Origin of the sequence: Klebsiella sp. FDAARGOS_511, from assembly GCF_003812845.1 — a bacterium.
Classification (GTDB): domain Bacteria; phylum Pseudomonadota; class Gammaproteobacteria; order Enterobacterales; family Enterobacteriaceae; genus Klebsiella; species Klebsiella grimontii.
This window is the reverse complement of the sequence record NZ_CP033824.1, coordinates 966,471-983,802: the sequence shown is the minus strand read 5'-3', so window position 1 is coordinate 983,802 and position 17,332 is coordinate 966,471. Positions and strand designations below refer to the sequence as shown.

Sequence of the window (17,332 nt, the reverse complement as noted above, 5' to 3'; positions counted from 1 at the left end):
AATCTTACATATGATAATTTAAGTTAAAATTAAGTTAATGCAAGTTTAAAATTATGCAGAGGTGCACAAAACGGGAAGCCGGGGCGGTCAACCCCGGCGCGGCGTTACTGATTGAAGGGGGCGGCGTGGTCGAGGACGGCCTGAATGACGTTCAGCGCGCCGTCGTGGTTGTTATCATCGGTGGCAAAACGCGACACCGCCTTGATGCTTTCGGCGGCGTTGGCCATCGCGAAAGAGTATTTCACCAGCTTGAGCATTTCCGTGTCGTTCGCGCTGTCGCCGATGGCCACGCACGCCTGCGGCGAGATGTTCCAGCGCTTCAGCAGGCGGCTGATGCCGTTGGCTTTATGCAGGCCGGGGATAATCAAATCGACGAAGCCGAAGCCGCTGGTGACCGGCTTCATAATGCCGTCCAGCGAGACGTGCAGTTTGTCGATAAGCTGCGGAATTTCGCTATCCGGCAGGTTAAGCGAAAACTTAAACAGCTTATCGTCGATGCCATGGTAGTTGCTAATACGCTGCAGACGATGGTAGTGCTTTGACATCAGCGCGACAAAGGCGTCGGGCGCGCGATCGCTGACGTAAGCGCTTTCGAGGCCGCAGGCGACAAAGTTGAGCTGCGGATCTTTGAGCAGTTCGCCAATTACCACCTGGGATTCATGACGGGTAAGTTCGCCGTGGAACAGCTGTTGACCGTGTTCGTAAACCAGCGCGCCGTTCTCGGCAACAAAGGAGATTTGGTCGCGGATTTCCGGAAAAAAAGAGATCAGCTGGTAGTACTGGTTGCCGCTGGCGACAACGAATTCAATACCCTGCTGCTGGAGTTGCGCGAACTGCGCAAGAAAACGCGAGCGGTCATACTGCTTGGCGTCATTGAGAAAAGTTCCGTCCATATCGGTGACGATAACTTTAACGGTCATAACACATGCTCCTGGCTTAACTTCGACCAGTAACATTCTAATTACAATGTGATGGGGAGCACAAATTTATTTCGAATGAAAGTTTGCATTCACCGATGTGCAGGAGAAAACCCCGGGTTGCGGCGTAAACGCCTTACCCGGGGCTCCGGCCCGCAAACGGCTAAGAACCTGTAGCCCGGCTAAGCGTAACGCAAGCCGGGGATGTTAGTTACAGCGTATGCTCGGTACGGGCGATAATATCGTCCTGAGCATCCGGCGACAGGGCGGTAAAGAACGCCGAGTAACCGGCCACGCGGACCACTAAATCACGGTACTGGTCGGGGTGTTTCTTCGCTTCCAGCAGCGTCTCGCGCGACACGATGTTGTACTGAATATGCCAGCCTTTGTGCACCTCGAAGAAGGTGCGCAGCAGCACCATCAGTTTCTGCTTATCCGACGCGTTCTCCAGCGTGGCCGGGTTCAGCTTCTGGTTAAGCAGTACGCCGCCGAGGATTGAGCCGGTCGGCAGTTTACCCACCGAGCTGATCACCGCGGTCGGCCCCAAGTGGTCGGTACCGGAGGCCGGGCTGGCCCCTTCCGCAAGCGGCGAGTGCGCTTTACGGCCATCCGGCGTCGCCATAGTCTGCGCGCCAAACGGCACGTTAGCGGAGATGGAGGAGGTACCGGCGTAATAGTTGCCGCCGATCGGGCCGCGGCCGTAGCGCGGGTTATGATACAGCTTCAGCTCGTCGATATAGGTCTGGTAGGCGCGAGCCAGCAGCATATCCACGCTGTCTTCATCGTTGCCGTATTTCGGCGCGCCGTTGATTAAGCGCTGGCGCAACTGCTCGTGGGTCAGGCCTTCGAAGTCTTCAGCCAGCGCCTTTGCCAGCGCCTGCTGGCCTATAACGCCCTGATCGAACACCAGCTTTTTCACCGCCGCCAGGCTGTTGCCGAGGTTAGCGATGCCGACCTGCAGACCGGAAACCCAGTCATATTTCGCGCCGCCCTGCTTGATGCTCTTCGCGCGCTCAATACAATCATCAACCAGCGCCGAACAGAGAATATCGTGCACGTTCTCCTCCAGCATGGTGTCGACCACGTACTCAATCTCGATAGATTTGCGCGTGTAGTAGCGGATCTGTGTATCCCAGTCGGCCAGAACCTGTTCGAAGTTGTCGAAGTTACCTTTTGACAGCGCATGTTCCTGCGGTAGGAAAACCTGGCCGCTGGTGGCGTCGCGGCCACCTTCCAGGGTTGCCAGCATGACGCGGGCGAAGTTGATAAAGCTCATCCCGGTGCAACGATAGCCCCATTTGCCGCCGACGGCGGTTTCGATGCAGCCGATAGCGGCATAGTCGTACGCGTCCTGCGGCTCAATGCCGAGTTTGATAAATTCAGGAATAACGATTTCATCATTGTTGAACGCCGGCATGCCGAAGCCGCAGCGGATCACCTGCACGCACGCGTCGAGGAAGTCGTTGCTCATGCCCGCGTGGTAGCGCACGCTGAGGTTAGGCTGCGTCGAGCGCAGGCGACCGCAGGATTCCAGAATCGCGTAGGAGAGCGGGTTCACTGCATCTTGCGCTACGCCGCCCACCAGATTCTGGCCGCCGATGGTGACGTTCTGGTACAACGGGCTACCGGCGGACGCCTTAGAGTGCGAGCCGGAGCGAATTTTGTTCACCTCAAGCAGCTTCAGCCAGCAGCAGTGCAGCAGCTCGATGGCGTGTTCGCGATCCAATGATTGTGCCAGCTCAACGTCGCGGCGGTAGTAAGGGTAGAGATACTGGTCCATGCGGCCGAAAGAGACCGAGTGGCCGTTGGATTCGATCTGCAGAATCAGCTGGATGAAATAGCACAGCTGCAGCGCCTGCCAGAAGGTCTTCGGCGGCTCGTGGGCGATGATATCGCAGTTTTCGGCTATCGCCAGCAGTTCGTCGCGGCGGGATTCGCGGATCTCCGTCGCGGCCATGCTGCGCGCCAGCCCGGCGTAGCGCTTACAGTGTTCGCTGACCGCTTCCAGCACGATATCAATGGCTTTGAGGAACTGCTCGCCGTGTAGATCTTCAAGCACGGTCAGGTTAATGCGCGAACGGCGCTCGGCGACTTTCGCTCGCATGCCGTCGAGGCCTTTTTCCAGCAGCAGCGGATAGTTGACCGCAAGGTGAGCATCGCCGGAGGTCATATTGCCTTCCGCTTTGATAATGCCGGTCGCCAGCAGCGCTTTTTGCTCGTCGGTAAACATGCCGTAGCAGCGATCCTGTACGGTTTGACCGCGCCACCACGGGCACACTTCGTGGAGCACACGTTTGTTCTCTTCGCTAACGGCAAAACCGGCGCCGGGGCGATCGGCGAGGTCGTCGATCTCTTTTTCGATCCAGCTTACGGTGTATTCCGGGAAGATGGGCGCCGCGCGAACTTCGCTGGCCTGGTTGCCGACAATCAGTTCATCGTGCTTAATCCAGATCGTGCGTTCCGCCAGGTGATGAGCCAGCGCCAGCGCGCGGCGTACCGGGATCGGTTTATCCAGGTGCTGCTGATTGGCTTCGGTATAGTGCAGGGCGCGCTCAGTACAGACCGGCGGCTTAACGATATGCACCAGCGCCATTTTATGCGCCTGAATGCGCGGGCTCAGAGTATCCAGTTTCAATATTGTCATAGGGTTATCCTCGTAGAGTCGCCGTTAAACCTTTGCTCTGAGCATAGTTCTGCGCGAAGGCGAGCAGCTCGGGGGCAGCAAGCGGTTTGTCCGGAGCGGTATAGGGCTGACTGAGTAATTGGTATTTATTCATTCCTAACGTGTGGTACGGCAGGAAATGGATCTCGCCGACCTTTAAGCGGTCAGCGGCAAAATCGGTAATGGCGGCAATATCGCTTTCGTTAGCGTTAAAGCCCTGGATCAACGGCACGCGAATGATGATTTTCTTTCCGGCCTGCGCGACGCGCTGCAGATTATTCAGCACCCGGCGGGCGCTGCCGTCCGTCCACTGCTGGAAAATCGCTTCGTTAACGTGCTTGAGGTCGGCGAGAAACAGGTCGATAAACGGCAAAGAGGGCTCAACGTATTTCCACGGCACGTGCAGACAGGTTTCGACCGCGGTGTGGATCCTCGCGTTGTGGCTGGCCTCAAACAGCTGTCGGGCCAGCCCGGGATTCATAAACGGCTCACCGCCGGAAAGCGTGACGCCGCCGCCGCTGCGATCGTAGAATGGCTTGTCGCGCAGTACCGTGGCCATAATCTCGTCGACGCTTTTCTCTTCGCCGCACACGGTTAATGCCGTCGTCGGGCAGCAGTCGCGCAATTTGCCGATATGCGCATCGGTGAGCTTTTCGCGGTGGATAATCAGACCGTCCAGCTTGCGGGTAATCACCTCCGGCGCAGCCTGCTGGCAGAGGTCGCAGCCGTCCAGGCAAAGGCGGGCGTCATATAGCAAATCCGCCGTGCGGGCGCGGCTTTCCGGGTTCTGGCACCAGCGGCAGCCCAGCGAACACCCTTTGAGGAAGACGACAGTGCGGATCCCCGGGCCGTCATGGGTTGAATAACGCTGAATGTTGAAGATCATGATTCACTCTCTTATTTGCATATGAAGATTAAATTACTTTCGAATGAAAGTTGTATTGATATAAATCAACAAGCACAGCGAGGGGGAGAAACGGAGGCGAAAAAAGTCTCGGCGGGTCACAAAACGTCCGGCGGCGGTGCCGCCGGAAAAGGGTCAGGGCGTACCGCACACCTCGCAGTGAGGGTTTCGCGGCAGCTTCATTTCGCGGAACTGGCAGCGCATGGCGTCGTACATCACGATTTTGCCGGTCGCCGGGCTGCCGTAGCGGGTCAGCAGCTTAATCGCCTCCATCGCCTGTAGCGAACCAATGGTGCCAACCAGCGGCGCCATGACGCCGGCTTCGACGCAGGTGAGGGCGTTGTCGCCAAACAGGCGGCTCAGGCAGCGGTAGCAGGGTTCATTTTCCTGATACGTAAAGACGCTGATTTGCCCCTCCATGCGAATCGCCGCGCCGGAGACCAGCGGCGTTTTATGGCGGAAACATCCGGCGTTGAGCTGGTTACGGATCGCGACGTTGTCGGTACAGTCGAGCACCAGATCGTGGGCGGCGATTTGCGCCGCCAGCGCCGCGTCTTCCAGCCGCGCGTTGAGCGCCGTGAGCTGAACGTGGGGATTAATCCGCGCCAGCGCGGCGCGGGCGGAGTCGACCTTCGGCTGGCCGATGGCGGCGTCGCTGTGCAGGGTCTGACGCTGAAGGTTGGAGAGCGAGACGGTGTCGAAATCGAGCAGGGTTAGCTGGCCGACGCCTGCCGCCGCCAGATACTGCGCGGCGGCACAGCCCAGCCCGCCGAGGCCGACGACCAGCACGCGGGAGGCTTTCAGCTGCTCCTGACCGTCAAAATCGAAATCGCGGAGAATAATCTGCCGGTTATAGCGCAGCATCTCCGCATCGCTCAACTCCACGCTCATTACAGCCCTCCGAACAGATGATTAAACGGCTCAACGTCCACCCATTCGCCCGCTTCCACGCTGCCGCGCTCGCGCTCCAGCACGATAAAGCAGTTGCCGAGGCTGAATGAACTGAAGATATGCGAGCCCTGGTGACCGGTGCTGCTAACCACCAGCTCGCCGTCCGGGCCGCGTTGCAGCACGCCGCGTTGAAAATCGAGGCGGCCAGGCGATTTCTTCAGGCCGGAGGCGGCGCGCACGCGCAGGCGCATCGGCTGAGCTTGCCCGACGTTGCCGGACAGCTTCGCCAACAGCGGCTGAACCAGCTGGTAGAAGGTCAGCGTTGCGGAAACCGGGTTGCCCGGCAGGCCGCAGAACCAGCTGTGGCTAAGCTTGCCGAAAGCGAAAGGTTTTCCCGGCTTGATCGCCAGCTTCCAGAAGCCGATTTCCCCCAGCTCTTCGAGAATCGCTTTGGTGTAGTCCGCTTCGCCGACGGAAACGCCGCCGGAGCTAATCACCACATCGGCCTGCTGGTCAGCCTGAATAAAGGCTTCGCGCAGTTTAGCCGGGTCGTCGGGAATAATGCCGAGGTTAATCACTTCGCAGCCCAGCTCCTGCAGCATCAGGTGTACCGCCAGGCGGTTGGTATCGTAAATTTGCCCATCGGCCAGCGGCTGGCCCGGCAGCTGAAGTTCATCGCCGGTGGAGAACACCGCCACCCGCACTTTACGCACCACGTCAACCTCGGCAATGCCCAGCGAGGCGATGACCGGCAGCTCGGCGGCGGTCAGGCGTGTTCCCGCGGGGAAGACGACCGCGCCATGGGCGATATCTTCGCCGAGACGACGGATATTCTGCCCGCTTTTCACCGGGGCGATAAAGCGGATCCCGTCATCGGTTTGTTCGGTCTGCTCCTGCATGACCACCGCGTCGCAGCCTTCCGGTACCGGCGCGCCGGTCATAATGCGGATACAGGCGCCCGCCGGCCAGACGCCGTTATAAGGTTGACCGGCGAAGGCCTTGCCCGCTACCGGCAGCGCTGCGCCGTCGGCGAGATCCGCCAGGCGTACGGCGTAGCCGTCCATTGCCGAGTTATCAAAACCGGGCACGTTGAGCGGCGAAACGAGATCATGGGCGGTTACGCGCGAAAAGGCCTGCAACAGCGGTACGGTTTCCGTCGCATTCAGCGGCGTAATACGAGTGAGCATCTGGGTCAGGGCTGTGTCGAGCGGCATCAGTCCGGCGGTAAAATCCATGTGTTTCTCCTGCGGGCAAACATCGAAAACGCCTATTATGGCAGAAAAGAGGGGCGGGCTATATCCCACCAGGGGACAAGCTTTACATCATCGTCTGCTCTTTCTATATTCAAAAATTGTATAGGACAGTCAGCACGATAATGATATTTATACACTTTATCGGTAAGGAACGGCGTAATGGGTAAGGCGGTTATAGCAATTCACGGCGGGGCCGGGGCGATTAGCCGCGCGCAGATGACGCCGGCGCGTGAGCGGGAGTACGTAACGGCGCTGGCGGCGATTGTCGATAGCGGACAAAAAATGCTGGCGGCCGGGGCCAGCGCGCTGGATGCGGTAACTGAAGCGGTCCGGCTGCTGGAGGAGTGCCCGTTATTTAACGCCGGTATTGGCTCGGTATTTACCCGCGATACCCGCCATGAACTCGATGCCTGCGTGATGGATGGTTGCCGCTTGCAGGCCGGCGCCGTCGCGGGAGTTCAGCATTTACGTAATCCGGTGCTGGCGGCGCGCCTGGTGCTGGAACAGAGCCCGCACGTGCTGTTGATTGGCGAGGGGGCGGAAGCGTTTGCCGCTACCCACGGTATGGAACACGTCGATAACAGCCTGTTTTCGACCCCCGAGCGCTTGCTGCAGCTGCGTCAGGCGCAGGAGGGCGGCGATATCGTGCTCGACCACCACGCCGCGCCGCTGGATGAGCGGCACAAAATGGGCACCGTCGGCGCGGTTGCGCTGGATCTGGCGGGTAACCTCGCGGCGGCGACGTCAACCGGCGGTATGACCAATAAGCTGCCGGGACGCGTCGGCGATAGCCCGCTGCCGGGGGCGGGCTGCTATGCCAATAACGCCAGCGTCGCCGTTTCCTGTACCGGCACCGGCGAAGTGTTTATGCGTACGCTGGCGGCCTACGATATTTCGGCGCTGGTGGAGTACAGCCAACTTAGCCTGCAGGAGGCCTGCGAAAGGGTGGTGATGGAGAAACTTCCTGCGCTGGGCGGCAGCGGTGGCCTGATCGCCGTCGACCGTGAAGGCAACGTGGCGCTGCCGTTTAATAGCGAAGGCATGTACCGGGCCTGGTGTTATGCGGGTGATACGCCCACGATTGGTATTTATCGCGAATAAGAGGAAAGGGCGTTGCCGCATAGTCAAGAAATCGATGCTAATGATGTTCTGCAGGTGCGCGGCCTGAACGTCGCGTTTAGCCAGCAGCCGCAGGCTTTTTCCGCCGTTCGCGACCTGTCGTTTACCCTGCGGCGCGGCGAGACGCTGGCGATTGTCGGCGAGTCCGGCTCGGGGAAATCGGTAACGTCGCTGGCACTGATGCGCCTGCTCGATCGGGCGGTCAGCGAAGTGCGCAGTGATGCGCTGCTGCTGCGTCGTCGCAACCGGCAGGTGATTGAGCTGAGCGAACAGTCTGACGCCGATATGCGCGGCGTGCGCGGCGCGGATATGGCGATGATCTTTCAGGAGCCGATGACCTCGCTGAATCCGGTCTTCACCATCGGTGAACAGATTGCCGAGTCGATTCGATTACATCAGGGCCTGAAGTATGATGAGGCCCTGCGCGAAGCGAAAAAAATGCTCGATCAGGTACGCATTCCGGAAGCGGAAGCCATGCTGTCGCGCTTTCCGCATCAGCTTTCCGGCGGTATGCGTCAGCGGGTGATGATCGCCATGGCGCTCTCCTGCCGTCCGGCGGTGCTGATTGCCGATGAACCGACGACCGCGCTGGATGTGACTATCCAGGCGCAAATTTTGCAGCTGATCGCCGTTCTGCAAAAAGAGATGTCGATGGGCGTTATCTTTATTACCCACGATATGGGCGTGGTGGCCGATATCGCCGACCGCGTGCTGGTGATGTATCGCGGCGAAGCGGTGGAGACCGGCAGCGTGGAGGAGATTTTCCGCGCGCCGCAGCACCCATATACCCAGGCGCTGCTGGCCGCGGTGCCGAGGCTGGGCGCGATGCATGGCACCTCTCTGCCGCGCCGTTTCCCGCTGCTGAACCAAAGCCCGTCGCCAGAGGAGCAGAACACTGTTGTGGCCGGGGATCCGATCCTCAAAGTTCGCGATCTGGTCGCGCGCTTCCCGCTGCGCAGCGGCATTCTCAACCGTATTACCCGTGAAGTGCATGCGGTCGAAAAAGTCAGCTTTGATTTATGGCCCGGCGAAACCTTAAGCCTGGTAGGGGAGTCCGGCTGCGGTAAATCGACCACCGGACGGGCGTTGCTGCGTCTGGTGGAAACCCAGGGCGGCAGCATTACCTTCAACGGTCAGCGGATTGATACGCTGACGAGCGGTAAGCTTCAGGCGCTGCGTCGCGATATCCAGTTTATTTTCCAGGACCCTTACGCTTCCCTCGACCCGCGGCAAACGGTGGGCTATTCGATTATGGAGCCGCTGCGCGTGCACCGCCTGCTGGAGGGAGATGCTGCTCGTGAACGTGTCGCCTGGCTACTGGAACGTGTCGGACTGGAGCCGGAACATGCCTGGCGCTATCCGCACGAGTTTTCCGGCGGTCAGCGCCAGCGCATTTGTATTGCCCGCGCGCTGGCGCTCAATCCAAAAGTGGTGATTGCCGATGAGTCGGTGTCGGCGCTGGACGTGTCGATACGCGCGCAAATTATCAATCTGATGCTCGATTTGCAGCGCGAGATGGGCATCGCATTTCTGTTTATTTCCCATGACATGGCGGTGGTTGAGCGCATCAGCCACCGCGTGGCGGTGATGTATCGAGGGCGCATTGTCGAAATTGGCCCGCGCCGCGCGGTGTTTGAAAACCCGCAGCATCCCTATACCCGTAAACTGATGGCCGCTGTTCCGGTGGCCGACCCTGCGCATCGTCGTCCGCAGCGCGTGCTGCTCTCCGACGAGCTGCCGGGGAATATCTTCAGACGGGGCGAAGAGGGGGTGAGTACGCCGTTACAGCAGGTTGGGCCAGGGCACTTTGTCGCCAGAGAGTCCGCCGCCGACGTGCTGGCACGATAACAACGACATCCATAATGCAGCATTTCAGGAGAACAACATGACTCAACGCGTTTCAGGCAAATGGCTGTTGGCGCTGGGCGTCGCTTCGGCGCTGGCAGCGACGCCGGCTTTTGCCGCAAAAGATGTGGTGGTGGCGGTCGGTTCTAACTTTACGACCCTCGACCCCTATGATGCTAACGACACGCTGTCGCAGGCGGTGGCGAAGTCTTTCTATCAGGGGCTGTTCGGCCTGGATAAAGAGATGAAACTGCATAACGTGCTGGCGGAAAGCTATACCGTTTCTCCGGACGGGCTGGTTTATACCATTAAGCTGCACCCGGGGGTGAAGTTCCAGGACGGTACCGAGTTTAATGCCGAAGCGGTCAAGGCCAACCTCGATCGCGCCAGCAATCCGGAAAATCATCTCAAGCGCTATAACCTGTATAAAAATATCGCCAGCACCGAGGCGGTTGACCCGACGACGGTGAAAATTACTCTCAAACAGCCTTTCTCGGCGTTTATTAATATCCTGGCCCACCCGGCGACGGCGATGATTTCTCCGGCGGCGCTGAAGAAATATGGTAAAGAGATTGGTTTCCATCCGGTCGGCACCGGCCCGTACCAGCTCGACACCTGGAATCAGACCGACTTCGTTAAAGTGAAGAAGTTCGCCGGTTACTGGCAGCCGGGGCTGCCGAAGCTGGACTCCATTACCTGGCGTCCGGTCGTGGATAACAATACCCGCGCGGCGATGCTGCAGACCGGCGAAGCGCAGTTTGCGTTCCCGATCCCCTACGAGCAGGCGCCGCTGCTGGCGAAAAACAGCAAGCTGGAGCTGGTGGCCAGCCCATCGATCATGCAGCGCTATATCAGCATGAACGTGACGCAGAAGCCGTTCGATAACCCTAAAGTGCGCGAGGCGATTAACTACGCCATCAACCGTCAGGCGCTGGTGAAAGTGGCCTTTGCGGGCTATGCCACCCCGGCGACCGGCGTGGTGCCGCCGTCTATTGCCTACGCTGAAACCTACAGCGCCTGGCCGTACGATCCGGCCAGGGCCCGCGAGCTGCTGAAAGAGGCCGGCTATCCCAATGGATTTAGCACCACGCTGTGGTCGTCTCACAACCACAGCACGGCGCAGAAAGTGCTGCAGTTTACCCAGCAGCAGCTGGCGCAGGTGGGCATTAAAGCGCAACTGACGGCGATGGATGCGGGTCAACGCGCGGCGGAGGTGGAAGGTAAGGGGCAGAAAGAGAGCGGCGTACGCATGTTCTACACAGGCTGGTCGGCGTCGACCGGGGAAGCGGACTGGGCGCTGTCGCCGCTTTTCGCGTCGCAAAACTGGCCGCCGACCCTGTTTAATACCGCTTTCTATAGCAACCCTCAGGTCGATAAAGATCTCAACGACGCGCTGAAAACCACCGATGCGCAGGAAAAAACGCGGCTGTATAAGGACGCGCAGGATACTATCTGGAAAGAGTCGCCGTGGGTGCCGCTGGTGGTCGAAAAACTGGTCTCAGCACACAGTAAAAATCTGACCGGATTCTATATCCAGCCGGATACCGGATTTAGCTTTGAACAGGCGGATCTTAAGTAGATAGCTGTGGGTCCCCGGGCGCAGGCTGCGGGGACTTCGCGCAAGGAGAAGCATGCTCAATTATGTGATTAAACGCCTGCTGGGGCTCATCCCCACGCTGCTGATTGTGGCGGTGCTGGTGTTTCTGTTCGTGCATATGCTGCCCGGGGATCCGGCGCGGCTGATTGCCGGGCCGGAAGCTGACGCTCAGGTGGTGGGAATGGTGCGCCAGCAGCTGGGGCTCGATCGGCCGCTGCACGTGCAGTTCTGGCACTATATCAGCAATATTGTGCAGGGGGATTTCGGTACCTCGATGGCCTCGCGTCGCCCGGTAAGCAGCGAAATCGCTAGCCGTTTTATGCCGACATTCTGGCTGACGCTCGCCAGCATGAGCTGGGCAGTGGTGTTCGGGATGGCGGCGGGGATCGTGGCGGCAGTCTGGCGCAACCGCTGGCCGGATCGCCTGGGGATGGCGCTGGCGGTGACTGGGATCTCGTTCCCGGCGTTTGCGCTCGGCATGCTGTTGATGCAGGTCTTTTCCGTTGAGCTGGGCTGGCTGCCGACGGTGGGCGCAGACAGCTGGCGCCACTATATTCTGCCTTCGCTGACCCTGGGCGCCGCGGTGGCGGCGGTAATGGCGCGCTTTACCCGCGCCTCGTTCGTTGATGTCCTGCATGAAGATTACATGCGTACCGCGCGGGCGAAAGGCGTCAGCGAAACGCTGGTGGTGCTCAAGCACGGCCTGCGCAACGCGATGATCCCGGTGGTGACCATGATGGGGCTGCAGTTCGGCTTTTTGCTCGGGGGGTCAATCGTGGTGGAGAAGGTCTTTAACTGGCCAGGCCTCGGACGTCTGCTGGTGGACTCGGTGGAGATGCGCGACTATCCGGTGATTCAGGCGGAAGTCCTCCTGTTTTCGCTGGAGTTTATTCTTATTAATTTAGTGGTGGACGTGCTGTATGCCGCCATTAATCCAGCTATCAGGTACAAGTAAGGTGCGATTGCTCAACTGGAGAAGACAAGCGGTTATCAACGCGATGCCGGGGATTAAACCCGGGCAGATACGTACCCCATGGCACGAGTTCTGGCGGCGGTTTCGCCGTCAGCCGGTGGCGATGGGGGCTGGGATATTTGTCCTGCTGCTGATCGCGGTGGCGATCGTGGCGCCGTGGATTGCGCCGTTCGATGCGGAAAACTATTTTGACTACGACCGGCTCAACGACGGCCCGTCGATGATGCACTGGTTCGGCGTTGATTCGCTGGGGCGGGATATCTTCAGTCGGGTGCTGGTGGGGGCGCAGATCTCGCTGGCCGCAGGGGTACTGGCGGTATTCATCGGCGCGACCATTGGCACCGTACTTGGACTACTGGCCGGATACTACGAAGGCTGGTGGGATCGCATCATTATGCGTATCTGTGACGTGCTGTTCGCTTTCCCGGGGATTTTGCTGGCAATTGCGGTCGTGGCGGTAATGGGAAGCGGAATGTCGAACGTGATTATCGCGGTGGCGATCTTCTCGATCCCGGCATTTGCGCGTCTGGTGCGCGGTAATACCCTGGTGCTTAAGCAGCAGACCTTTATTGAGTCGGCGCGCAGCATTGGCGCCAGCGATGCCAACATCCTGTTTAATCACATCTTGCCCGGAACGGTATCGTCGATTGTGGTCTACTTTACAATGCGTATTGGCGTGTCGATTATCTCCGCCGCCAGCCTGTCATTTCTGGGGCTTGGCGCGCAGCCGCCGACGCCGGAGTGGGGGGCGATGCTCAACGAAGCGCGGGCGGATATGGTGATGGCGCCGCACGTGGCGCTGTTCCCGGCAATCGCGATTTTCCTGACGGTGCTGGCGTTTAACCTGCTGGGTGACGGACTACGCGATGCGCTGGATCCGAGGATAAAAGGGTAGGCGTTCGAGGATTGTGCAGCCCGGACAGGTGTCCGGGAAAGCACTCCGCACGTTAATCCTGTGCGGTTTTGTCGTCCGGATAAGGCGCGCGAGCGCCGTTATCCGGGATACGGTTAGCGGGCGAAATTAAACCCGGCTGCCCCACAGATCGTATTCGTCGGCGTGTTCGACTTTCACCCGCACAACGTCGCCCGGTTTGACTTTACTCTCACCGTTCAGGTACACCGCGCCGTCGATTTCCGGCGCATCGGCCATGCTGCGGCCAATTGCCCCTTCTTCATCCACTTCGTCGATCAGCACCATAATTTCGCGACCGACTTTCTCCTGCAGGCGCTCGGCGGAGATCTGCTGCTGCAGCTGCATAAAGCGGTTCCAGCGCTCTTCTTTCACCTCTTCCGGTACCTGATCCGCCAGTTCGTTGGCGGTTGCGCCTTCAACCGGGCTGTATTTGAAGCAGCCGACGCGGTCGAGGCGAGCTTCCTTCAGGAAGTCGAGCAGCATCTGGAAATCGTCTTCCGTTTCGCCCGGGAAGCCGACGATAAAGGTCGAACGCAGGGTAAGTTCGGGACAAACTTCACGCCACTGCTTGATGCGCGCCAGCTGGCGGTCTGCGGAGCCCGGGCGTTTCATCATTTTGAGAATACGCGGGCTGGCGTGCTGCAGCGGAATATCGAGATAAGGCAGAATTTTACCTTCCGCCATCAGCGGGATCACATCATCAACGTGCGGGTACGGATAGACGTAGTGCAGGCGTACCCAGATACCGAGCTTCGCCAGCTCTTCGCACAGGCTAACCATGCTGGTTTTGACCGGCATACCGTTGTGGAAGCCGCTGCGATGTTTGACATCAACGCCGTAGGCGGAGGTGTCCTGAGAGATTACCAGCAACTCTTTGACGCCGGCGTCGGCCAGGCGTTTGGCTTCCGCCAGCACTTCGCCAATCGGACGGCTGACCAGATCGCCGCGCATGGACGGGATGATGCAGAAGGTGCAGCGATGGTTGCAGCCTTCGGAAATTTTTAAGTAAGCGTAATGACGCGGCGTCAGCTTCACGCCCTGTTCCGGCACCAGGCTCAGGAACGGGTTGTGTTTAGGCTTCGGCGCGTAGTGGTGGACGTGTTCCAGCACCTGTTCATAGCTGTGCGGCCCGGTAATTTCCAGCACCTTCGGATGCACTTCGCGGATCTGATCTTCTTTTGCGCCCAGGCAGCCGGTGACGATCACTTTGCCGTTTTCTTTCAACGCTTCGCCAATCGCTTCCAGCGACTCCTGCACGGCGCTATCGATAAAGCCGCAGGTGTTAACGATAACCATATCAGCGTTATCGTAGGAGGGAACCACGTCATATCCTTCGGTGCGCAGTTCAGTCAGGATACGTTCTGAGTCCACGAGATTTTTCGGGCAGCCCAGAGAGACAAAGCCGATCTTCGGCTGATGGGTGACATTGCTCATAGCTTAAAAAGTGTTCAATTATTGGGATGGTCAGGGCAGGGATTCTACAGAGATCGGCGGAAAGTTTATACTCCTTTTCTTGTTAGCCCGGCGATATCCGTGTTTCTTTTTATAGGGATGATTATCCAGATTGTTAATCAAAATAAGGGGGTTATTCACCCATTATCTCGGCAACCGGGGGAAGTCGGTTTAGATCTGGTTTAACCTGAAGCGGTAAAATAGCCGCTGCTTTTCGTCTTTATTTTTTATCAGGTTTCCCATGTTTAAAAAGTTGGGTGGTTTAGTCTGCGCGCTGTCCATGATTAGCACGACGCCCGTTTATGCCAACGAGATGGCGTTATATTCGGTCAATACCGGTTCATTTGTCTATCATATGACCGGTAATCACGGCCAATATAATGAAAAATTCAACAACCAGTTTTTTTCCGTTGAGCGTAAGCTGTCTGCGGATTCAAAGTACAGCGCGTTGGTCGGGACCATGAAGAATAGTTTTGCCGACCGCTGCCTCTCTTTGGGGGCACGAAGAGACTGGTACGCGGGGGCAAATGGCTGGACGTTCAAGGGCGTCTATGCCTATACCGGCGAGTTCTTCTTTAAAGCCTTTCGCGATTGCGGCGATTCAGGCACTTATCGAACGGCAAAGAAACTTACTGGCGTCGGTTTCTCTCCCTATATTTACCATGGCCTGCAGTACAATTTTACCGATTATTTCGGCGTCGAAACGGGCATTATCGTCCCGGCTATATTTGTGATGAGCGTACAGTGGAGTTTCCGTTAATTCGCCCGAAAGAGGCTTCCGGGCGAATGTTGCTTAATGGCTTTGCGCCACGCCTGCGCCTGGCGCAGCCCCCGGCGCGGTCGGTTCTCTATTATCGCGCAGCGTAAATACCGAGATGAGCGTAAACAGTCCGGCGATGCCGCCCAGAATATAATAGGTATGCGCGAAGCCGATGGTATCGTACAAATACCCGGCCAGCGGCGAGTAAATGGCCGTGGCGATAGAGGCGACGAACAGCACCAGCAGGTAGACCGTCGACGAGAGCTTGTTGTCGAAGTTGGCGGCGATAAATTTAAACACCGACACCAGAATCAGCGGTTTTTCCAGCGCATGCATCATTTTTACCGCGCCGATCCACACCGGACCCAGCGGAATCGCGGAGCCGACGATACGCACCGACATAATCAGCCCGGCGATGATCAGCGCCCACTTCGCGCCGGTGCGGTTTACGAACCACGGCATCAGGCATAAAAACAGAGTCTCGCCGCATACCTGAATGGAGGCAAGAATGCCGTACCAGCGATTGCCTTCCTCCGGCGTCGGGAACTGCAGAGAAAAATACTGGGCGAACTGCTGATCGTAGGTGTCATAGATTTGCGTGACGAAAAGGGTGAAGACCAGCAGCATCCAGAACTGGCCGTTCTTCGCCAGCTCCAGGGCGTGCGAAACTTTCAGCGCACTGCTTTTTTGCATTTCCGCTTCGGTTAGTTCGATTTTGGTCATCATAAAGCAGATCGCCGCGATAACGATGGCGACGCTGGCCAACCAGAAGGCGAGGTTCGGATTGCTGTCGATATATTTGCCGACGATCCACGCGGCTGCGGCCCAGCCTAACGATCCCCACATCCTGACCCGGCCGTATTCGAACTGGTAGCGCCGCGAAATTTTATCAATATACGAATCGATAACTCCGCAACCGGAATTGAAAATAATCCCCAGGTATACCCCGCCAAGCAGCGCGCCCAGCCAGAAGCTGTGCACCAGCAGTGGCGCATACAAATAAATAAAGAACGGGCCTACCGGCAGCAGCATCGCGACCAGGATCCAGATCAGTCGTTTTTTCAGGCCGAACTTATCGGAAATAAATCCGAAGAAGGGCTGCATCAGCAGGGCGATAAAGGCGTTGACCGAGTAGAGCAGGCCGGTTTTGGTTGCGCTAATCCCGAGATGCTGAGTGGTCCAGATAACGAAGAACGCCATGGTTGAGGACCAGGCGAAGAGGTAGAGGAAATCGAAAAGACTCAACAAGATATAGTTTCTTTTGCCGGGCGTAATCATTTCAGTTCCTTCAAGCGGTAGCGGTAAAGGTAACAAACAGGATCGATCTGCTTGCTGTTTTTATTCAATGTTATACGTAATACATTTTATGAAGTGATATGACACCTGACGGCATTTTATGGCAATGTGCATTGCTCTAATATGTGATCATTACTGCAATAAATAATTTCATCATCGAGATTTTAAAGGGTTTTTGTTTTGAGAACGTATTACATTTTCGATCGTTGGTCATTGAGATCGCAGGCGAGAATTTTAATCGTCGTTGTAACATTGTAAAGGATGTTAATGACCTGAGAATTATTGATCTGCCTCATCGTTTTGTACAAAAAATAACCATATTATGGTTGTGGTAAAGGACGACAGAGGAGGATCTGCGATGACCGTTGACAGACTGTATCGTAACCTGATGAATAAGCTCATTAATGCCAACATTGATCTCGACGCTTATTTGCAGCTACGTAAGGCAAAAGGCTATATGTCAGTCAGCGAAAACGACCATCTACGTGATAACTTGTTTGAACTGTGCCATGAAATGCGTCAACACGCGCCGCGCCTGCAGCACGCCGTCGCACCGGAGGAAAAGGATGCCCTGCGGCTGGCAGGCGAGGCCGTCGCTTCCGCAGCGGTCTGCCTGCTGAGCGGACATCATGACTGCCCTTCCTACATCGCTGTCGACGTAGATAAGCTGGAAAGCTGTCTGGCGGTATTGCGGCTAAATATTCATAAATTGAATGATTCTCAGCCCATTACTCACGCCTGAAATCAGGG

General features: G+C 57.6%; 14 protein-coding genes. 7 read left to right on the top strand and 7 right to left on the bottom strand.

The window, feature by feature from the left end; all coding sequences use genetic code 11:
- Window positions 1–104: 104 nt before the first annotated feature.
- The 5 genes from EGY08_RS05870 to moeA form a co-directional block, all read right to left on the bottom strand.
- Entirely contained in the window at window positions 105–920 is an 816-nt protein-coding gene (locus EGY08_RS05870) for a Cof-type HAD-IIB family hydrolase (protein ID WP_004130787.1), read from the bottom strand.
- A gap of 208 nt (window positions 921–1,128) precedes the next feature.
- The gene (locus EGY08_RS05865; RefSeq protein ID WP_123828315.1) at window positions 1,129–3,561 is read right to left on the bottom strand and encodes a formate C-acetyltransferase/glycerol dehydratase family glycyl radical enzyme; all 2,433 of its coding nucleotides are present in this window, start codon (window positions 3,559–3,561) and stop codon (window positions 1,129–1,131) included.
- A gap of 4 nt (window positions 3,562–3,565) precedes the next feature.
- Window positions 3,566–4,465, bottom strand: coding sequence for a glycyl-radical enzyme activating protein (locus EGY08_RS05860; protein ID WP_123828314.1), 900 nt, complete (start codon window positions 4,463–4,465; stop codon window positions 3,566–3,568).
- Between the two features lie 153 nt (window positions 4,466–4,618).
- Complete coding sequence (gene moeB / locus EGY08_RS05855; protein ID WP_004130792.1) at window positions 4,619–5,374, bottom strand: molybdopterin-synthase adenylyltransferase MoeB; 756 nt, start codon at window positions 5,372–5,374, stop codon at window positions 4,619–4,621.
- The gene (gene moeA / locus EGY08_RS05850) at window positions 5,374–6,609 is read right to left on the bottom strand and encodes a molybdopterin molybdotransferase MoeA (RefSeq protein ID WP_004130793.1); all 1,236 of its coding nucleotides are present in this window, start codon (window positions 6,607–6,609) and stop codon (window positions 5,374–5,376) included. Before moeA ends, moeB begins: the two co-directional genes overlap by 1 nt.
- A 177-nt stretch (window positions 6,610–6,786) precedes the next feature.
- Here moeA and iaaA point away from each other — a divergent pair, with 177 nt between their 5' ends.
- Genes iaaA through gsiD form a run of 5 tightly spaced genes read left to right on the top strand, consistent with a single transcriptional unit; the run spans window position 6,787 to window position 13,056 of the window.
- The gene (gene iaaA, locus EGY08_RS05840; RefSeq protein ID WP_004130794.1) at window positions 6,787–7,728 is read left to right on the top strand and encodes a beta-aspartyl-peptidase; all 942 of its coding nucleotides are present in this window, start codon (window positions 6,787–6,789) and stop codon (window positions 7,726–7,728) included.
- Between the two features lie 12 nt (window positions 7,729–7,740).
- The gene (gene gsiA, locus EGY08_RS05835) at window positions 7,741–9,594 is read left to right on the top strand and encodes a glutathione ABC transporter ATP-binding protein GsiA (RefSeq protein ID WP_123828313.1); all 1,854 of its coding nucleotides are present in this window, start codon (window positions 7,741–7,743) and stop codon (window positions 9,592–9,594) included.
- A gap of 37 nt (window positions 9,595–9,631) precedes the next feature.
- Window positions 9,632–11,170, top strand: coding sequence for a glutathione ABC transporter substrate-binding protein GsiB (gene gsiB, locus EGY08_RS05830; RefSeq protein ID WP_004130796.1), 1,539 nt, complete (start codon window positions 9,632–9,634; stop codon window positions 11,168–11,170).
- Window positions 11,171–11,222: 52 nt separating this feature from the next.
- Window positions 11,223–12,143 carry a glutathione ABC transporter permease GsiC gene (gsiC, locus tag EGY08_RS05825; RefSeq protein ID WP_004130799.1) on the top strand — a complete coding sequence of 307 codons (921 nt, stop codon included), beginning with the start codon at window positions 11,223–11,225 and terminating at the stop codon, window positions 12,141–12,143.
- 1 nt (window position 12,144) lies between these two features.
- Window positions 12,145–13,056: a glutathione ABC transporter permease GsiD gene (gsiD, locus tag EGY08_RS05820; RefSeq protein ID WP_032742081.1), complete on the top strand. Its 912-nt coding sequence runs from the start codon at window positions 12,145–12,147 to the stop codon at window positions 13,054–13,056.
- A 126-nt stretch (window positions 13,057–13,182) separates the two neighbouring features.
- Here gsiD and rimO read toward each other — a convergent pair whose 3' ends face one another.
- Window positions 13,183–14,508, bottom strand: coding sequence for a 30S ribosomal protein S12 methylthiotransferase RimO (gene rimO / locus EGY08_RS05815; RefSeq protein ID WP_049111940.1), 1,326 nt, complete (start codon window positions 14,506–14,508; stop codon window positions 13,183–13,185).
- A gap of 298 nt (window positions 14,509–14,806) precedes the next feature.
- Here rimO and EGY08_RS05810 point away from each other — a divergent pair, with 298 nt between their 5' ends.
- On the top strand, window positions 14,807–15,286 hold the full coding sequence (locus EGY08_RS05810) for a hypothetical protein (protein WP_162626028.1): 480 nt from the start codon (window positions 14,807–14,809) through the stop codon (window positions 15,284–15,286).
- Between the two features lie 33 nt (window positions 15,287–15,319).
- Here the strand turns inward: EGY08_RS05810 and EGY08_RS05805 are convergent, their stop codons facing one another.
- Window positions 15,320–16,561, bottom strand: coding sequence for an oligosaccharide MFS transporter (locus tag EGY08_RS05805; RefSeq protein WP_177447581.1), 1,242 nt, complete (start codon window positions 16,559–16,561; stop codon window positions 15,320–15,322).
- A gap of 379 nt (window positions 16,562–16,940) precedes the next feature.
- On the opposite strand from EGY08_RS05805, the gene bssR reads away from it, so the two are divergent.
- A complete protein-coding gene (gene bssR / locus EGY08_RS05800; RefSeq protein WP_004130808.1) occupies window positions 16,941–17,324 on the top strand; it encodes a biofilm formation regulator BssR in 384 nt (127 codons plus the stop codon).
- Window positions 17,325–17,332: the final 8 nt, after the last annotated feature.

Excerpts from the sequence above, each read along its gene's own strand:
- EGY08_RS05870 (WP_004130787.1), bottom strand. The coding sequence starts at position 920 with ATGACCGTTAAAGTTATCGTCACCGATATGGACGGAACTTTTCTCAAT.
- EGY08_RS05865 (WP_123828315.1), bottom strand. The coding sequence starts at position 3,561 with ATGACAATATTGAAACTGGATACTCTGAGCCCGCGCATTCAGGCGCAT.
- EGY08_RS05860 (WP_123828314.1), bottom strand. The coding sequence starts at position 4,465 with ATGATCTTCAACATTCAGCGTTATTCAACCCATGACGGCCCGGGGATC.
- moeB (WP_004130792.1), bottom strand. The coding sequence starts at position 5,374 with ATGAGCGTGGAGTTGAGCGATGCGGAGATGCTGCGCTATAACCGGCAG.
- moeA (WP_004130793.1), bottom strand. The coding sequence starts at position 6,609 with ATGGATTTTACCGCCGGACTGATGCCGCTCGACACAGCCCTGACCCAG.
- iaaA (WP_004130794.1), top strand. The coding sequence starts at position 6,787 with ATGGGTAAGGCGGTTATAGCAATTCACGGCGGGGCCGGGGCGATTAGC.
- gsiB (WP_004130796.1), top strand. The coding sequence starts at position 9,632 with ATGACTCAACGCGTTTCAGGCAAATGGCTGTTGGCGCTGGGCGTCGCT.
- gsiC (WP_004130799.1), top strand. The coding sequence starts at position 11,223 with ATGCTCAATTATGTGATTAAACGCCTGCTGGGGCTCATCCCCACGCTG.
- rimO (WP_049111940.1), bottom strand. The coding sequence starts at position 14,508 with ATGAGCAATGTCACCCATCAGCCGAAGATCGGCTTTGTCTCTCTGGGC.
- EGY08_RS05810 (WP_162626028.1), top strand. The coding sequence starts at position 14,807 with ATGATTAGCACGACGCCCGTTTATGCCAACGAGATGGCGTTATATTCG.
- bssR (WP_004130808.1), top strand. The coding sequence starts at position 16,941 with ATGACCGTTGACAGACTGTATCGTAACCTGATGAATAAGCTCATTAAT.